The sequence below is a fragment of the Neobacillus terrisolis genome (genome assembly GCF_051233475.1).
In the GTDB taxonomy this organism is placed as follows: domain Bacteria; phylum Bacillota; class Bacilli; order Bacillales; family Cytobacillaceae; genus Bacillus_BU.
On sequence record NZ_JBKFGH010000006.1, the window covers coordinates 55,365 to 69,992 of the forward strand.

Below are 14,628 nucleotides of genomic sequence, written 5' to 3' on the forward strand. Positions count from 1 at the left end.
ATCCGGGAAAACAACATTGAAGGGTCTTATTTTTTTTGTGACGATACGGGTATCTAACAAAACAGAAAACATAAAAACGCTCATCCTAAAATTTAATAAAAGGGGGAAGTTAACATGAATGCTAAACAAGGAAGGGTCACCGTGTTCGTTAGTGAAATCTTTAAAGAGTCGCCAAAAGTAAAAAGATTTAGGCTCGTTTCTAAAAATGGAACACCGCTGCCCAAATTTAGTGGAGGTGCCCATATCACTACCTATATTAACGATGCTGAACAGTCGATTGAACGCCACTATTCATTAATTAATAATCCGCTTCAGCCTGATTATTATGAAATAGCGATTAATCGAAGTGAACAGTCTAAAGGGGGCTCCATTTTCTGGCATGATCGTGTCAGTGAGGGACAAACATTGGAAATTAGCTTACCAAAAAATCATTTTTCTTTAAGCTTTCAGGCGAAACATCATGTTTTTTTTGCTGCAGGAATTGGAATTACTCCATTTTTAGCTATGGCCAGGGATTTAATGGCGAAGGGTCAAACGTTTGAATTGCATTATGCAACGTATTCTAAGGAAACATGCGCATTTTATGAATTTCTGCAAGAGAACTTTCCAACGCAGACTCATTTTTATTTTTCTAAAGAAAAGAATCGAATGAGCACAGATATCATGAAAAGTCAGCCGATTGGTACCCATGTATACTTTTGTGGTCCTGAATCGATGGTTCGTCAATTTGCTGATGATGCAAAAACGATTGGTTACCCCGAAAAAAGTATTCATTTCGAACTGTTTACGCCGCCAGATTTTGGGCCATCCGAGTCATTCCAGGTAAAATTAAAGAAGCGTAACCAGCTGCTTACGGTTGCTGAGGATGAAAGCCTATTAGATGTGCTTTTGAAAAATGGGGTTCAAGCTCCTTATTCATGTAAAATTGGAGGGTGTGGCAGCTGTGAACTGGATATTCTTGAAGGTGAAGTCGACCATAGGGATATGTTTTTAACAGACAAAGAGAAAAAAGAGAAAAAAGTCATTTTGACCTGTGTATCGCGAGGGAGAAATAGTCCGATTGTGTTGGATTTATAACAAAGAATGAAGCTGGCTCATGCCAGCTTCTTGTTTTTAATAAGAAATAAACAATTTTCTACAGTAAAGAAATATATCGTTTCGTCGTTGGGCCTACTACCGTTGAGTTCGTCAGCATAAAGAGGGCATCATCGACAGCAATGCGCCGATACGTTTCGGTTACACCACGTTCCGAGCTTAATAATTCCCTGCTTTTACATAACTGAAGATATAGGTCCTCTAATATTCCCTCTGTACGTTTAAACGAATCAAGCAAATAACGTTCAGAAATAGACTTGTTCTTAAGTACAATATCCCCATTCTGGACTCTTCCGGTGGGAGAATAAGCGACTGCGCTAATAATTCTTTGTTTTGCGCTTGTTATCGTTTCTCGTAAGTAAGTAGCCGGCACTGGTGGAATATCCTCGACAATTAAGCGGGTGATGCCGCGATCATTAATGGCTTCGAGGATCTGTTCAGAGTCATTCTCAACAATTACTTCTTTATGTGGGGGCCAAACATCCAACCAATAATGATCGAGATGCCACTTATCAATATGAAAAATAAAGAATTCCGGATAAATCCAGAACTGGTCCTGACCAGCTCCTAATTGTGAACGGTAAAAATCATAAAATTTCGTGATCGCAGCCATTAGCAAACTGCTGACACCTGCACTGCCTCCGGGCTCTCGAACGATGATGCCGATCCGATCTTGTTTATTGAAACCCAGAAAAACATCTTCAATTGTAGCAGGATGTCCATTTACTTTGAATGAGAATTGTTCGGATTGAATCATCTTGGTCGTGTGCATACACGTCCTCCTTCCAAAACTTATTTTTACTATTGTTGTTTCATCATCACACACCAAGAAAAAAAACCATACTTTGTTTTCTTACCTATTGGGAAATAAGCAATACTTTTGTCAAGAAATCTTCCAATTCCCGTTTTTAACTCGAATGAAAATATAAATAATTTATTAAATTGTTAGGATATATGACAGAGAATCTCATTTCATCTCATGAAACGAGAAAATCGAATTTAAACAAGACGAAATATATGTGATTATAAGGACATCCTAATTTAAATATTTTGAATATTAAAACAACAACTCAAGAAGCGAAAAAAATTAGGCTAAAAAATTTACTGGGGTGAAGTGAAAATGAGTGAAAAAACAGTTACACAAACAGCGGAGTACAGTTATTTGAGTCAAAAACCGGGTGTTCAGCTAATTAAAGCTGGTACTTATGAAAAGAAAGAATTAAATGGTCTGCTGGGTATTCCGGCATTAAAAAGCCAAATCATTGATGTGCCGATTTGTTCAAAGGAAAATGCACTTTCGATGGGATATTTCTCCATGCAGCCTTCCGAGGATTTTGAGTTTACTTATACTTATTTAGAAGTAAAGGTCGTTCTAAAAGGAAAGATTGTCATTCGTGACGATCAAGGCATTAAATATGTAGCTGAAGCGGGAGATGTATTAATCTTTACGCCAGATACAACGGTTATTTTTGATAAAGAAAGTGATGGAGAGGCTATTTACACAGGCCATCGTCTTCCTGAACCTTCATTTATGTAATAGTAAACCTTTCATAACAAGTTAAGCATATTCGGAACATACTTAGGGAAGAACGGGGCAATCGATCAAAAAGATCGGTTGCCTCATCCGTTACTAATTAAAAGGCATTGTTAAAGAACAATATTGATTGGAGCGGAAGGTGCGAGACTCCTGCGGGAGAAGGTGTCACGGGAGACCCCACAGGCGCTTGCGCCGAGGAGGCTCCCGGACTCCCCCGCGGAAAGGGAGCACCTGTAGCGGAAATCAACAGCCTAATTTAACAAAGTCTAAAAAAAGGGAGTGTAGGATAATGGCAATTGAAAATACTGTGGTAACTGATGGAGTGATGGAAATCCCAAGCTGGTGGAAGTGTCCATCCGGATATGAAGAATTACTTGCAGCGGCACACGCGCTCGGAAAGAAAGAACTGCTGCATCGAGCAGCGATTTCTGACCAAGAGAGTCAATATCCAATCGAAAGTTTAACCGCGATCGCTAATGCAGGATTTGGTGCCGTTACAATTCCTGCCGAAGAAGGTGGCCTTGGAAAAGGGCTTACCGGTTTTGCAGTATTAGCAGAAACGTTTGCAAAGTATTGTGCATCTTCGGCCATGTGTTGGGTCATGCATACCGCAGCTGTCCAAACGCTTTATTCAGCTGGTACGAATGAGCAGCGGCAACGGTTTATTCCTGGAGTATTAAAAGGAGAAATTGGCGCCTTAGCTTTTAGTGAGCCTGCTACAGGAAGTCACTTTTGGAATGTAGTAAGTTCTGCTCCAAGACAAGGAAACGGCTATTTATTAAATGCAGATAAGTCGTTTGTTACCAGCGGAGGTGCTGCTGACTGGTATGTCGTCTGCACAAGTTCCCCTGATGCGGTTAGCGAAGATAAGCTCATGTATTTAATTGTTGAAAAAGACCAGGATGGAATTGAATTTTTCCCATTTTCAGCGATGGGCTTGCGTGGGAATTCCAGTGGACCGATGAAGTTTAAGGATGTATATGTTCCAGTTAATAATCGTTTGGGAACTGAAGGCGGGATGAACTATTATAACGACAATGTCGTCGATCCATTGTTTTTATTAGGTTCTGCAGCATGTTGGATTGGAATTGCACAGGGAGCTGTGGACGCAGCGGTCGGCGGCGCAAAGAAAAAAGTGCACCAAGATACTGGGAAATCTGTCGCCAGCTATCAAGTGATCAGACATGAATTAGCCAAGGCACAAATATTGATCGATAGCGCCAGAAGTATGCTTTATCGTGCTGCAGATGAAATGGATCGTTGCCTTGAAAAGGGTCAATTATTATCAACCAGCCTTTATCCACTTTGGGAATTGAAAACGTACGCTGCCGATATGGTGATTCAAGTAACCAATCAAGCGATGCAGGTTGCAGGGGGAAGAGGCTATTTAACCGGGCAAATTGAGAAATTCTTGCGCGATGGTCGAGCAGGAGCGTTAATGGGACCGACAAATGAAATCTTAAGAGAATGGATTGGCCGCACTTTAGTTGAAGTACCTTGGTTTGACTAACAATAAGGAAGACTATTCCTCTAAAAGCACCATAAAAAGGAGTGATCTAAACATGAGGCGATTATTTAAAGGGAGAACTTCGCTATATCTTTTATTAACATTATGTTGTTTATTTATTTTTCCTTTGGCTGCATTCGCCCAAGGGCCAACCGCTAAGATCGATACAGGGGATACAACATGGATCTTGGCGGCGACGGCGATTGTCATGTTCATGCACGTTCCGGGTCTGGCTCTTTTTTACGGAGGTTTAGTCAGTCAAAAAAACGTCGTCTCAACAATGATGCACAGCTTTGCAAGCCTACTGGTGGTTACCGTTGTATGGGTGCTGTGGGGCTATACGCTATCTTACGGGACAGATATCGGCGGGATTATCGGTGGACTTGATTACCTTGGCTTCAAGGATGTTGGCGAAGAAGCTACCTTTGGAACATTAACCATTCCACATTATATTTTTGCTATTTTCCAAACAACCTTTGCTGCCATCACTGTTGCCATCGTTTCTGGCGGAATTGCTGGTCGAATTGCCTTCCCAGCCTGGATCATGTTTGCGGTCCTTTGGCCAACCTTAGTATACGCTCCTATGGCTCATTGGGTGTGGGGCGGAGGCTGGCTTTCTGGAATTGGCGAGTTAGATTTTGCAGGGGGAACAGTTGTCCATGTCTTATCCGGAGTAAGTGCTTTAGTGGCTGCTTTGATGATTGGGCCAAGACATCGCAAAAGTGAAGGGGCGCCTCATAATATTGTTCTTTTCCTTATTGGTGCCGGAACGCTCTGGTTTGGCTGGCTTGCATTTAACGGAGGAAGCGCGCTTGCTTCAGGCGGGTTAGCGTCACTTGCTTTTGCTAACACACAAGTAGCTGCAAGTGCTGGGGGGATCGGCTGGTTAATCATTGAATGGATCATGAGAAAACGCCCAACACTTGTTGGTGCTGCTACAGGTGCCATTGCAGGTTTGGTGGCAATTACTCCAGCAGCTGGCTATGTAACGGTAGCATCTTCTCTGATTATTGGTTTTTCTGGAGGGTTAGTTTGTTATTACGGCGTAAACTTCCTGAAGTCTCGGTTAAAATATGATGATACATTAGATGCTTTTGGCATTCATGGAATTGGCGGTATTTGGGGCTCGATTGTTACCGGCATTTTTGCCACGAAAGAGGTAAATCCTGCTGGTAATAATGGATTGCTATATGGAAATCCGGAACAGCTGTTGCATCAATTGATGGGGATCGGTGTAACTTTAGCGTTAGCAATCGTTGGAACATTTGTGATTTTGAAATTCATCAGCCTGTTTACCCCATTACGTGTAAGCAAAGAAGACGAATTAATGGGCTTGGATCTTAGCTTCCACGAAGAACCTGCCTACAATCATGTTGTTCATGAACCGCTTCATACACCAAACTCCAAACCAGCTCAAAGTACTGGGTTGATTTCGGATATGCGTTAACAGTGGTAATAAAATGTAGGTTTAACAATAAGGAGGGATTTAGTTGCTCGTGCACACTGATCAATCCTTGCACCTTCCCGCATCAGTGTTAACCATTGGTGCGTTGGATGGGGTGCATCGCGGCCATCAAACATTAATTGCGAAAGCAAGAACACGTGCTCAAGAATTAGGGGTTCCATTGGTTGTGTATACATTTGACCCTCCTCCGAAAGTTTTTTTCTCGAATGCGCTTGCTTTGACCTCACTGGCAGAAAAGGTTGAAAGATTAAAGCTGCTAGAAGTAGATCATATTGTTGTTGCACCCTTTAATACCGGTTATTTGAATCGAAATGCGGAGTCCTTCCTTGATGAATTGGCGAACTTAAATCCAATGGAAATTTGGGCTGGTCCAGATTTTCGATTTGGAAAAAATAAACAAGGGGATTTAGCCACTTTAAGGAATCGGTTTTCTGTCCATGTGTTGGAGCCGATTTGCTGCGGCCAGGGTACAGTTATCTCTTCGAGCAGAATTCGTTTGCTAATCAAAAAAGATCAGATTATCGAAGCTGAACAGCTGCTAGGGTGGCAAACTCTTTATCGAGTGCTTGAAAAAGTTAAATAGCTAAGACCGAATGATTCATAAATAATTAACTATATAGAAAGGAGTCACAATATGATTGAATCAAGTATTACACCGGATAATCGTTTAATAGATGATGTTCCCCTAATATCGAGGTATCCTTTTCCGTTTAAGGGTGACTCATATCGGTATTCCAATAATTCGGCAGCGCTTGAATCAGGAAAAATCTTAGAAATCACTTCAGAATATTTCGCGGAGATTGGCAAAAAACGACAATTGTTAACCGCCGATCATAACCGTTCTTACCAATCCTTTCCACATTCACTTGAAGCCCAATGGGAAGCAATGGAAATGATCATGAATGAATTATGCACCTCGTATCCTCAATTTTTCAGTTTAGAAAAAAAGGGCGACCGATGGGTGTTTGAGAATCATCTTTTAAACGAAAAAACTGCTTTCATTTTGGGTGATGCCGCAACCTTACCTTACGAACCGCTAGATTTTATTGGCAGACATGTTCAAGAGGATTTAGTCTATGTTGCCCAAAGAGATGGCGATTTGTACATGGATGCAGGACAGCTTTGTTTTCCAGCGAACTGGTCGATTGTATTTGATGCGGGAATGACTTTCACGGAATGGCATTCACCCGTACCTGTATTCTCTGATAGTGGTTTGGCGGAAAAGGTAAAGGGCTTCCTGATGAGAATGGAAGCTGGAAAACCGTGGACCAGGTTAAATTGGACTTTAACAGTTGACACCATTTTGGATACTTTTCCTGAAAATTATCAGGATTGGGGTGTAAAAAAAGAGAACATTACGATTGAAAATGCTGGGCAACTAATCCATCTTAGAACAGAGGACCAGCGCTTGTTCCGAATGCCCCGCAGTAACGGGATCCTGTTTAGCATTCACACCCATCTGATCCCCCTTGATGAGCTAAGAAAAAATAAACAATGGCTGCAGAGATTTTATCATGTCATGCTTGATCTTCCTGACTATATGGCAGAGTATAAGGGGTTTTTGTCCTATAAGGAAAAGATGCTGGCGTATTTGGAAAACGAAATTACTAGCTTAGAAGAAAGAGGGTGATGGGATGCTTGAATTAAAGGATAAAGATATTGGTGAAAATATCAATATAAGAGGACATTCGTTTATCTTTTTTATTGGGGGCATGTCCATTTCTGATAGTATCGCTTTCTTCGAAATAATAAAAACATACAAAGATATCTCAACCATATACTTAGCTGAGGAAATGAAGGATGAAAGACTGTTTCGGTATATGAAATTGAACCTTGAAACAGATGTAATCTTTTTTCAACAAAGGTCTTATGATTCGATTTCTTCCATGTTAACCAAGCAACCGATAGGAACGAAATTATTCTTGATTGGAGAATGGGAGATGATTGAGGATCTCAAACAGCTTGCAATCGAAGCCGGTTTCACGGAAGAGGAAATGGTAGTAAAAGGGATTGGAATGAAAGAGGAGAAGGTATTTTGTGCAAAATGCTATCATCTTAATAAAAAAACCGATCAAAATGTAGTGAAGTGTGACAACTGCAACACAAAGTTGGATGTTTCGAAGCATTATTCGAAGCGACATAAGGCTTATCTTGGCTATATTAGCATGTAAAGATAGTTTTACCTATTTACATTTTGGTGATCCTTCCGTTTATTATCCAATTCAATAAAAAAGACTCCAAGCTACTTCAAACTTGGAGTCTTTCATTCTTTTATACAATTATCAATCTTCGCCGTATCCTACCCCAGCATTTTTACCTCTGGCAAGGACGCGTGTTCCTTTACATATTGATAAATATTCAAGGCTAAATGCATATTAAATAGCTGCTTGCTATCTGTTAAATCAACGGAAAGAATGTCTTCAATTCTTTTCAAACGGTAAGTTAACGTATTTGTATGAATATGAAGTGTATCTGCGGTTTTCTTCATGTTTTGATTTTGCTCCAGATAAACAAATAGTGTTACTAATAGTTCCCCTTTTCGAGACTTTTCATATTCAATCAAGGATCCCAGTACTTCGTGGATAAAATCAATCAATTCTTCCTCTGAATTTTGGAGAATAAATCTCTGAATCCCAAGATCGGTATAACTGAGAACATGGTCCTCAAAATGGTAGTTCTGCATAAACTTAATGCATTGCGTGGCTTCTTTAAATGAATGGTGAACATACATCAGACCTGACTTAACTCGTCCGATGCCGATCGAAGCTTCAATTTTAAATTTTGAATGAATTTCCTTTAAAAATGTTTTTGCGAGCAAATTAATTTGCGAAACAATAGAAGCTGTTGATCGTTTCGACTCGTAGGAGAGAAGGACAACAATTTGCTGTTCTATTGTAACGGACATACCTTGTGGATTCTGGTCAAGAAAGATCTGATTGGCAATATGAAGTAAGTTCCTCATCATATTTTCCTCATTAATCTTTAGCTTATTCGATTCACCAAAATTAATCATCAAGGTAATATAGTTTCTATTTGGGTCAAGGTGCAAATTTTTCGCCTTTTGGATAATGGTATCGTCCATTTGACCTGAGAATAGTTTGCTCGCGAATTCGCCGCGTAACCTTTGCTGAGTATCAAAAATAGCTTGTTCCTTCACTAACTCTAGTGATATAACAGTACAAGCATGCTCAAGAGCGGCAATGTTCATATCATCCATTTTTTTCTTAGAAAGAATAATTAACACCCCGAGCGACTTTGGCTTTGAACCCAGTGATAAGGCGACAAGTTGATACGAATCACCGTATAACTCGATTTCAGTAACAGACCGTGAATTTTCCAGTGACAGAATAATTTGGATTGCCTGCAGTTTCAAATAATTAATCATTTCAATCGAAAGAGATGAATCGTATGCTGAAGCAATCAGCTCACCTAGATCATCAAATAGGAGAGTGGGTTCACCGGTTGTTTTATGTATATAATTCATAATCGATTGAAGCCCTTCCCCATTTAAAACAAGATTCGCTAAATTCGTATGGATCTCAATTGAGTTGGATAGCTTCCTTACAGTTTTCTCTTTTTCCTGATATAAACTTGATTTATCTAGCGCGATGGCAGCTTGATGTGTAATCGCTTCCAATAGTTTAATATCCTCTTGCTTAAAGGTTAATGAATGTTGGAAGGAGTCTAATGTTATTACTCCGATGCATTCACCCTTCAACATGATGGGTGAAGAGATAACCGATGTAAAATGAAAGTTGTTTGGTATCGACTGTTTTAACAGACGATGATTATGTGGTGTTAAAGTAGAAAGCATTTTTTTTATTTCGTCTTCATTTGGATACCAAAAGCATCTTTGTGCTTTAAACGTCAAACCGGTCATCGACTCACCAGGTTTTAGTTTAATTTGTCTAAAGATATGCGGATAAAAATTTCCTTGAGCCGATTGAGCAATCAGCCGGTCTTGCTCCTTATCATATAGCCAGAACGAGCCCCCACCAGCGGCCTCAACTACTGAAATAGTTTCAATCATTATAGAATCAATGATCGTTTCGATATCGAATGATGAGTTAATGACGTTAGAAACATGGATTAATGACTTTAACTGACGATGTGTTAATGAATCTTGCAATTTCTATCATCCCTATCTGTAGTAAAATATCCAAATTTATACAATTTTGAATTTTTGTGTAAATCACACAAATTTAGGGTGCTGATATTCAGCGGAATGAACATAGCAATCTATCAACCAATTGTTATAATTATAAGAAAGTTTAGAAAATAATGAAAGGAGCTGAGAAATAAGGTTTTAGTGGTGTTTTGACAAATTCCAGCACCACTAAAGAAGAGAGAAAAGGTTATTTTGTAGCAAAGTGGGAATTCATGTCGAAAAGAGTCAGAATATTAAGAAAAAAGAAGGGGCTGTTGATAGATGAATTTTGATTTAACAAAAGAACAAGAAATGATCCGTAAATTAATTCGTGATTTTGCTGAAGCTGAAGTGGCACCAGGTGCCGATGATCGAGACCGCACTAAAGAATTTCCAAAAGAGATCTTCGCAAAGCTATCTGAGTTAGGTATTATGGGCTTGCCTTTTCCAGAACAATACGGTGGTGGAGAAGCTGACACAACTAGCTTTGCAATCGTTGTTGAAGAGTTAAGCCGTGTATGTGGATCAACCGGTATTACATATTCTGCGCATATCTCCTTAGGTGGGGCACCGCTGAATTTATTTGGTACTCATGAACAAAAGGAAAAGTATTTAACGCCAATTTGTACAGGCGAGTCCTTTGGTGCTTTTGGTTTGACTGAACCGAATGCTGGTTCTGATGCTAGCGGAACGCAAACGACTGCGGTTCTTGAAGGCGATGAGTGGGTTATTAACGGGTCTAAGTGCTTTATAACCAATGCAAGCTATGCCAAACATCTTGCTGTAACCGCTGTCACAGATCGTTCAAAAGGAATCAACGGAATTAGTGCCTTTATCGTTCCTACTGATGCACCTGGTTTCACTGTTATTAGCAATTACGAAAAAATGGGGCTGCATTCTTCTAATACAACCGAGTTAATTATGGAAAACGTTAGAGTTCCAAAAGAAAACCTCCTTGGAACGGAAGGAAATGGCTACAAGCAATTTTTAGCAACTCTTGATGGTGGCAGAATTGGAATTGGTGCAATGGCTGTTGGACTTGCCCAAGGTGCCTATGAAAAATCTCTTCAATATGCACAAGAAAGAAAGCAATTTGGAAAAAGTCTATCAAACTTCCAAGCGATTCAATTTAAGCTAGCCGACATGGCAATGTACATTGATCTGGCTCGTACTGCGGTATACAAAGCAGCATGGTTAAAGGATCAAGGCCGTCCGTTTAAGAAGGAAGCCGCGTATGCAAAATTATTTGCATCTGAAATTTGTATGAAGGTTTGTGATCAAGCGGTTCAAATTCATGGCGGATATGGATATATGAAGGAATATCAAGTAGAAAGATTCTTCCGTGATGCAAAGCTTTTAGAAATTGGTGAAGGCACATCTGAAGTTCAACGTATGGTAATTGCGAAACAGATTGGGTGTTAGAAATCTCTTAAAGCGAAAGGGCTGTTGCTCTTTCGCTCACAATGAAATTTTGCGTTGAATTAAAAATTTTTAATAAGAGGTGGATCTTCATAATGGCTGAGATAATGAATGTTACGGTTGGGAAGTTGCTAGAAAATGTTGCAAAGGAAAGACCTGATCATGAAGCGCTCGTCTATCCTGATCGCAATCTCCGGTATACGTATAAAGAGTTTGATGAGCTTTGTCGGAAAGTAGCCAAGGGTTATATGAAGCTAGGTCTTGATAAGGGCGACCATATGGCTATTTGGTCTACTAATTACCCTGAATGGGTTACGACACAATTTGCAACGGGTAAAATGGGTGCGGTTCTTGTTACCGTTAATACTAGTTATCAAACATCCGAACTAGAATATTTATTAAAACAGTCTGATGCTACTACATTAGTATTAATGGAAGAATATCGAGGCACTTCCTATATAGATATTGTTTATAACATCGTTCCTGAGCTGAAAACATCTGCTCCAGGACAGCTTAACTCTGAAAAACTTCCTTACTTAAAAAATGTAATCGTTTTAGGTGAAACACGTTATCCAGGCATGTACAATTGGTCAGATTTACTAGCAATGGCTGATGAAGTTAGCGACGAATTACTAGATGCAAGAGCAGCTACTTTAGATCCAGAAGATGTGATTAACATGCAGTACACATCAGGTACAACTGGTTTTCCAAAAGGCGTTATGCTCACTCATAACAATCTAGTAAATAATGCCATAAACGTTGCGGCATGTATGAACTTAACCTATGAAGATCGCATGTGTATTCCGGTTCCGTTTTTCCATTGTTTTGGTTGTGTGCTTGGAACACTCACTTGTGTATCAGTTGGAGCAACGATGGTTCCAACCCAGGAGTTTGATGTGTTGGCTGTTCTAAATGCGGTACAGCAAGAAAGATGTACGGCTTTACACGGAGTTCCTACGATGTTTATTGCTGAATTAAATCACCCTGATTTTAATAAATTTGATTTAACATCCTTACGTACTGGAATTATGGCGGGATCGCCTTGTCCTGAGGAAGTAATGAAGGCGGTAACCGAGACAATGGGAGCCAGCGAAATTACGATTACTTACGGTCAGACAGAATCATCGCCGGGTATTACCATGACGAGAACAAACGACCCAATTGAACTTCGGGTAGGATCAGTCGGACGTGCAATGCCAAATGTTGAAGTAAAAATCGTTGATCCAACTACAAATGAAGAAGTTCTAAACGGTGTTCAAGGGGAATTATGCACCAGAGGGTACCACGTCATGAAAGGCTATTATAAAAATCCCGGAGCAACCGCTGATGCAATTGATGAAGAGGGCTGGCTACATACAGGTGATTTAGCAGTCATGGATGAAAATGGCTATTGTAAAATTACCGGTCGCCTTAAAGATATGATTATCCGCGGTGGCGAGAATATTTATCCGCGTGAAATCGAAGAGTTCTTATACACACATCCAAAGGTGTTAGACGTTCAAGTAGTAGGCGTTCCGGACCCGAAATTCGGTGAAGAAGTAATGGCCTGGGTTCGATTAAAAGAGAACGAAACAGCAACCGCGGAAGAAATTCGAGAGTATTGTAAAGGGAAAATTTCACGCTTTAAGATTCCAAGATATATAGAATTTTGTGAGTCATTCCCAATGACGGCATCTGGAAAAATTCAAAAGTTTAAGCTTCGTGAAAATGCTGAAAAGGCTTTGAACCTAATTAAATAAACGAGAAAAGGGTGAAAAAGAATGTTCAAAAAAGTTCTGATCGCTAATCGGGGTGAAATTGCAGCACGGGTTATCCGAACTTGTAAGGTTTTAGGAATTTCCACGGTTGGAGTCTATTCCGAAGCGGATGCAGAGGCGCCACACGTTAAGTTGGCTGATGAGGCTTATTTAATTGGTGGCTCACGAGTTGCTGAAAGCTATTTAAATATCGATAAAATTTTGGAAGTTGCCAGACTAACTGGAGCAGAGGCGATCCATCCTGGATACGGGTTATTATCTGAGAATGCAGAGTTTGCTCGCCGTTGCGAGCAAGAAGGGCTTGTGTTTATCGGCCCTTCACCAAAGGTCATTTCGCAAATGGGAAGTAAAATCGAATCTCGAAAAGCGATGGAAGAGGCTGGTGTTCCTGTTGTTCCTGGGATCACATATCCTCTTGCAGATGCTGAAGAAGCGGTTCAAGTGGCAAAGACAATTGGTTATCCGGTGATGCTAAAAGCTTCAGCAGGCGGTGGCGGCATTGGCATGCAGGTCGTTCGCAGTGATGATGAAATTCGTAAAGCGTTTGAAGGTAACCAAAAACGCGCAACCGATTTCTTCGGTGATGGAGCCATGTATGTTGAGAAGTTTGTGGAAAATCCAAGACATATTGAAATTCAAATTTTAGCAGACAGCTTAGGAAATACCGTTTATTTATGGGAACGTGAATGTTCGATTCAACGCCGTCATCAGAAGGTGGTTGAAGAGGCTCCTTCATCCTTCATAACAGAAGAAACGCGCAGTAAAATGGGAGCCGCTGCTGTTACCGCAGCAAAATCAATTGGCTATAAAAACGCAGGAACGATCGAGTTTTTAGTAGATGAAAACCAAAATTTCTACTTTTTAGAAATGAATACTCGTCTTCAAGTAGAACATCCAGTTACCGAAGAAATTACCGGTTTGGATTTAGTCGAACAACAACTCCGAATTGCATTCGGTGAATCATTAGAGTTTACACAGGATGAAGTGAAGCGCGAAGGTCATGCCATTGAGGTTAGAATTTATGCCGAGGATCCAAAAACATTTTTTCCATCACCAGGTAAAATAACGAAATTAGTTTTACCAGAAGGACCTCGGGTTCGCCATGAATTAGCGATCCATGACCAATCTACCGTAACCCCATTTTATGATCCGATGATTGCAAAGCTCGTTGTAAAAGGGAATGATCGCACAGAGGCAATTGAAAATTTACAAAATGCTCTTGCACAATATCAAGTTGAAGGAATTAAAACCAATATTCCGATGCTGCAAGAGGTTGCAAGTCACCCGGCTTTCCAATCCGGTGATACACAAACCAATTTTGTTGACAAGTACTTAAAAGCAAATCAAAAAACCGCAAAACGCGTTTAATAGGGGGAAATAATATGAACGAAATTATTGCAAGCATGGCAGGAAATGTGTGGAAGGTTCTTGTGAAACCAGGTGACCAAGTTGAAGAAGGTCAAGATGTAGTTATTTTAGAATCGATGAAAATGGAAATTCCGATTGCAGCTGAGGTTGATGGAGTGGTTAAAGACGTAAAAATAAACGAAGGTGATTTTGTCAATGAAGGCGACGTCATCGTCGAAGTTGAATAACAAAGCGAAAACAATTAAGGGCTTTAAGCAGTAGTGGCATGTTTTCATTCTGGAAATTGAACTTGGGCATATATCGGGAAACATGGGCATATGTTTCCCGACTTGT

The 14,628-nt window shown here is 40.2% G+C and carries 13 protein-coding genes; 11 read left to right on the plus strand and 2 right to left on the minus strand.

Annotated elements, in window-relative coordinates; genetic code table 11:
* The first annotated feature begins 114 nt into the window (after positions 1-114).
* Positions 115-1,077: a PDR/VanB family oxidoreductase gene (locus tag ACI48O_RS04245; protein WP_435560488.1), complete on the plus strand. Its 963-nt coding sequence runs from the start codon at positions 115-117 to the stop codon at positions 1,075-1,077.
* Positions 1,078-1,135: 58 nt separating this feature from the next.
* Here the strand turns inward: ACI48O_RS04245 and ACI48O_RS04250 are convergent, their stop codons facing one another.
* Positions 1,136-1,867 (minus strand): hypothetical protein, encoded by a 732-nt coding sequence (locus ACI48O_RS04250; RefSeq protein WP_435560489.1) that lies wholly within the window; start codon positions 1,865-1,867, stop codon positions 1,136-1,138.
* A 348-nt stretch (positions 1,868-2,215) separates the two neighbouring features.
* Between ACI48O_RS04250 and ACI48O_RS04255 the strand changes: the two genes are divergently transcribed.
* The 6 genes from ACI48O_RS04255 (at position 2,216) to ACI48O_RS04280 (ending at position 7,775) form a co-directional block, all read left to right on the plus strand.
* Positions 2,216-2,632 carry a cupin domain-containing protein gene (locus tag ACI48O_RS04255; protein ID WP_435560490.1) on the plus strand — a complete coding sequence of 139 codons (417 nt, stop codon included), beginning with the start codon at positions 2,216-2,218 and terminating at the stop codon, positions 2,630-2,632.
* A 289-nt stretch (positions 2,633-2,921) separates the two neighbouring features.
* The gene (locus ACI48O_RS04260; RefSeq protein WP_435560491.1) at positions 2,922-4,142 is read left to right on the plus strand and encodes an acyl-CoA dehydrogenase family protein; all 1,221 of its coding nucleotides are present in this window, start codon (positions 2,922-2,924) and stop codon (positions 4,140-4,142) included.
* A gap of 52 nt (positions 4,143-4,194) precedes the next feature.
* Positions 4,195-5,586 (plus strand): ammonium transporter, encoded by a 1,392-nt coding sequence (locus tag ACI48O_RS04265; protein WP_435560492.1) that lies wholly within the window; start codon positions 4,195-4,197, stop codon positions 5,584-5,586.
* A 49-nt stretch (positions 5,587-5,635) separates the two neighbouring features.
* Positions 5,636-6,187: an FAD synthetase gene (locus ACI48O_RS04270; RefSeq protein WP_435560733.1), complete on the plus strand. Its 552-nt coding sequence runs from the start codon at positions 5,636-5,638 to the stop codon at positions 6,185-6,187.
* 51 nt (positions 6,188-6,238) lie between these two features.
* A complete protein-coding gene (locus ACI48O_RS04275; protein ID WP_435560493.1) occupies positions 6,239-7,234 on the plus strand; it encodes a heme-dependent oxidative N-demethylase family protein in 996 nt (331 codons plus the stop codon).
* A 4-nt stretch (positions 7,235-7,238) separates the two neighbouring features.
* Positions 7,239-7,775: a dimethylamine monooxygenase subunit DmmA family protein gene (locus ACI48O_RS04280; protein ID WP_435560494.1), complete on the plus strand. Its 537-nt coding sequence runs from the start codon at positions 7,239-7,241 to the stop codon at positions 7,773-7,775.
* A gap of 128 nt (positions 7,776-7,903) precedes the next feature.
* Here the strand turns inward: ACI48O_RS04280 and ACI48O_RS04285 are convergent, their stop codons facing one another.
* Positions 7,904-9,733: a helix-turn-helix domain-containing protein gene (locus ACI48O_RS04285; RefSeq protein ID WP_435560495.1), complete on the minus strand. Its 1,830-nt coding sequence runs from the start codon at positions 9,731-9,733 to the stop codon at positions 7,904-7,906.
* Between the two features lie 300 nt (positions 9,734-10,033).
* Between ACI48O_RS04285 and ACI48O_RS04290 the strand changes: the two genes are divergently transcribed.
* From ACI48O_RS04290 to ACI48O_RS04305, 4 genes are all read left to right on the plus strand, one after another.
* Positions 10,034-11,173: an acyl-CoA dehydrogenase gene (locus tag ACI48O_RS04290; RefSeq protein WP_435560496.1), complete on the plus strand. Its 1,140-nt coding sequence runs from the start codon at positions 10,034-10,036 to the stop codon at positions 11,171-11,173.
* 92 nt (positions 11,174-11,265) lie between these two features.
* A complete protein-coding gene (locus ACI48O_RS04295; RefSeq protein WP_435560497.1) occupies positions 11,266-12,909 on the plus strand; it encodes an AMP-binding protein in 1,644 nt (547 codons plus the stop codon).
* Positions 12,910-12,930: 21 nt separating this feature from the next.
* Positions 12,931-14,295: an acetyl-CoA carboxylase biotin carboxylase subunit gene (locus ACI48O_RS04300; protein WP_435560498.1), complete on the plus strand. Its 1,365-nt coding sequence runs from the start codon at positions 12,931-12,933 to the stop codon at positions 14,293-14,295.
* A gap of 14 nt (positions 14,296-14,309) precedes the next feature.
* Positions 14,310-14,522, plus strand: a complete 213-nt coding sequence (locus tag ACI48O_RS04305) for an acetyl-CoA carboxylase biotin carboxyl carrier protein subunit (protein ID WP_435560499.1) — start codon at positions 14,310-14,312, stop codon at positions 14,520-14,522.
* The last annotated feature ends 106 nt before the right edge of the window (positions 14,523-14,628 follow it).

What these genes read in the sequence shown, in the direction of transcription:
- ACI48O_RS04245 (WP_435560488.1), top strand. Translation starts at nt 115, where the DNA reads ATGAATGCTAAACAAGGAAGGGTCACCGTGTTCGTTAGTGAAATCTTT.
- ACI48O_RS04250 (WP_435560489.1), bottom strand. Translation starts at nt 1,867, where the DNA reads ATGCACACGACCAAGATGATTCAATCCGAACAATTCTCATTCAAAGTA.
- ACI48O_RS04255 (WP_435560490.1), top strand. Translation starts at nt 2,216, where the DNA reads ATGAGTGAAAAAACAGTTACACAAACAGCGGAGTACAGTTATTTGAGT.
- ACI48O_RS04260 (WP_435560491.1), top strand. Translation starts at nt 2,922, where the DNA reads ATGGCAATTGAAAATACTGTGGTAACTGATGGAGTGATGGAAATCCCA.
- ACI48O_RS04265 (WP_435560492.1), top strand. Translation starts at nt 4,195, where the DNA reads ATGAGGCGATTATTTAAAGGGAGAACTTCGCTATATCTTTTATTAACA.
- ACI48O_RS04275 (WP_435560493.1), top strand. Translation starts at nt 6,239, where the DNA reads ATGATTGAATCAAGTATTACACCGGATAATCGTTTAATAGATGATGTT.
- ACI48O_RS04280 (WP_435560494.1), top strand. Translation starts at nt 7,239, where the DNA reads ATGCTTGAATTAAAGGATAAAGATATTGGTGAAAATATCAATATAAGA.
- ACI48O_RS04290 (WP_435560496.1), top strand. Translation starts at nt 10,034, where the DNA reads ATGAATTTTGATTTAACAAAAGAACAAGAAATGATCCGTAAATTAATT.
- ACI48O_RS04295 (WP_435560497.1), top strand. Translation starts at nt 11,266, where the DNA reads ATGGCTGAGATAATGAATGTTACGGTTGGGAAGTTGCTAGAAAATGTT.
- ACI48O_RS04300 (WP_435560498.1), top strand. Translation starts at nt 12,931, where the DNA reads ATGTTCAAAAAAGTTCTGATCGCTAATCGGGGTGAAATTGCAGCACGG.
- ACI48O_RS04305 (WP_435560499.1), top strand. Translation starts at nt 14,310, where the DNA reads ATGAACGAAATTATTGCAAGCATGGCAGGAAATGTGTGGAAGGTTCTT.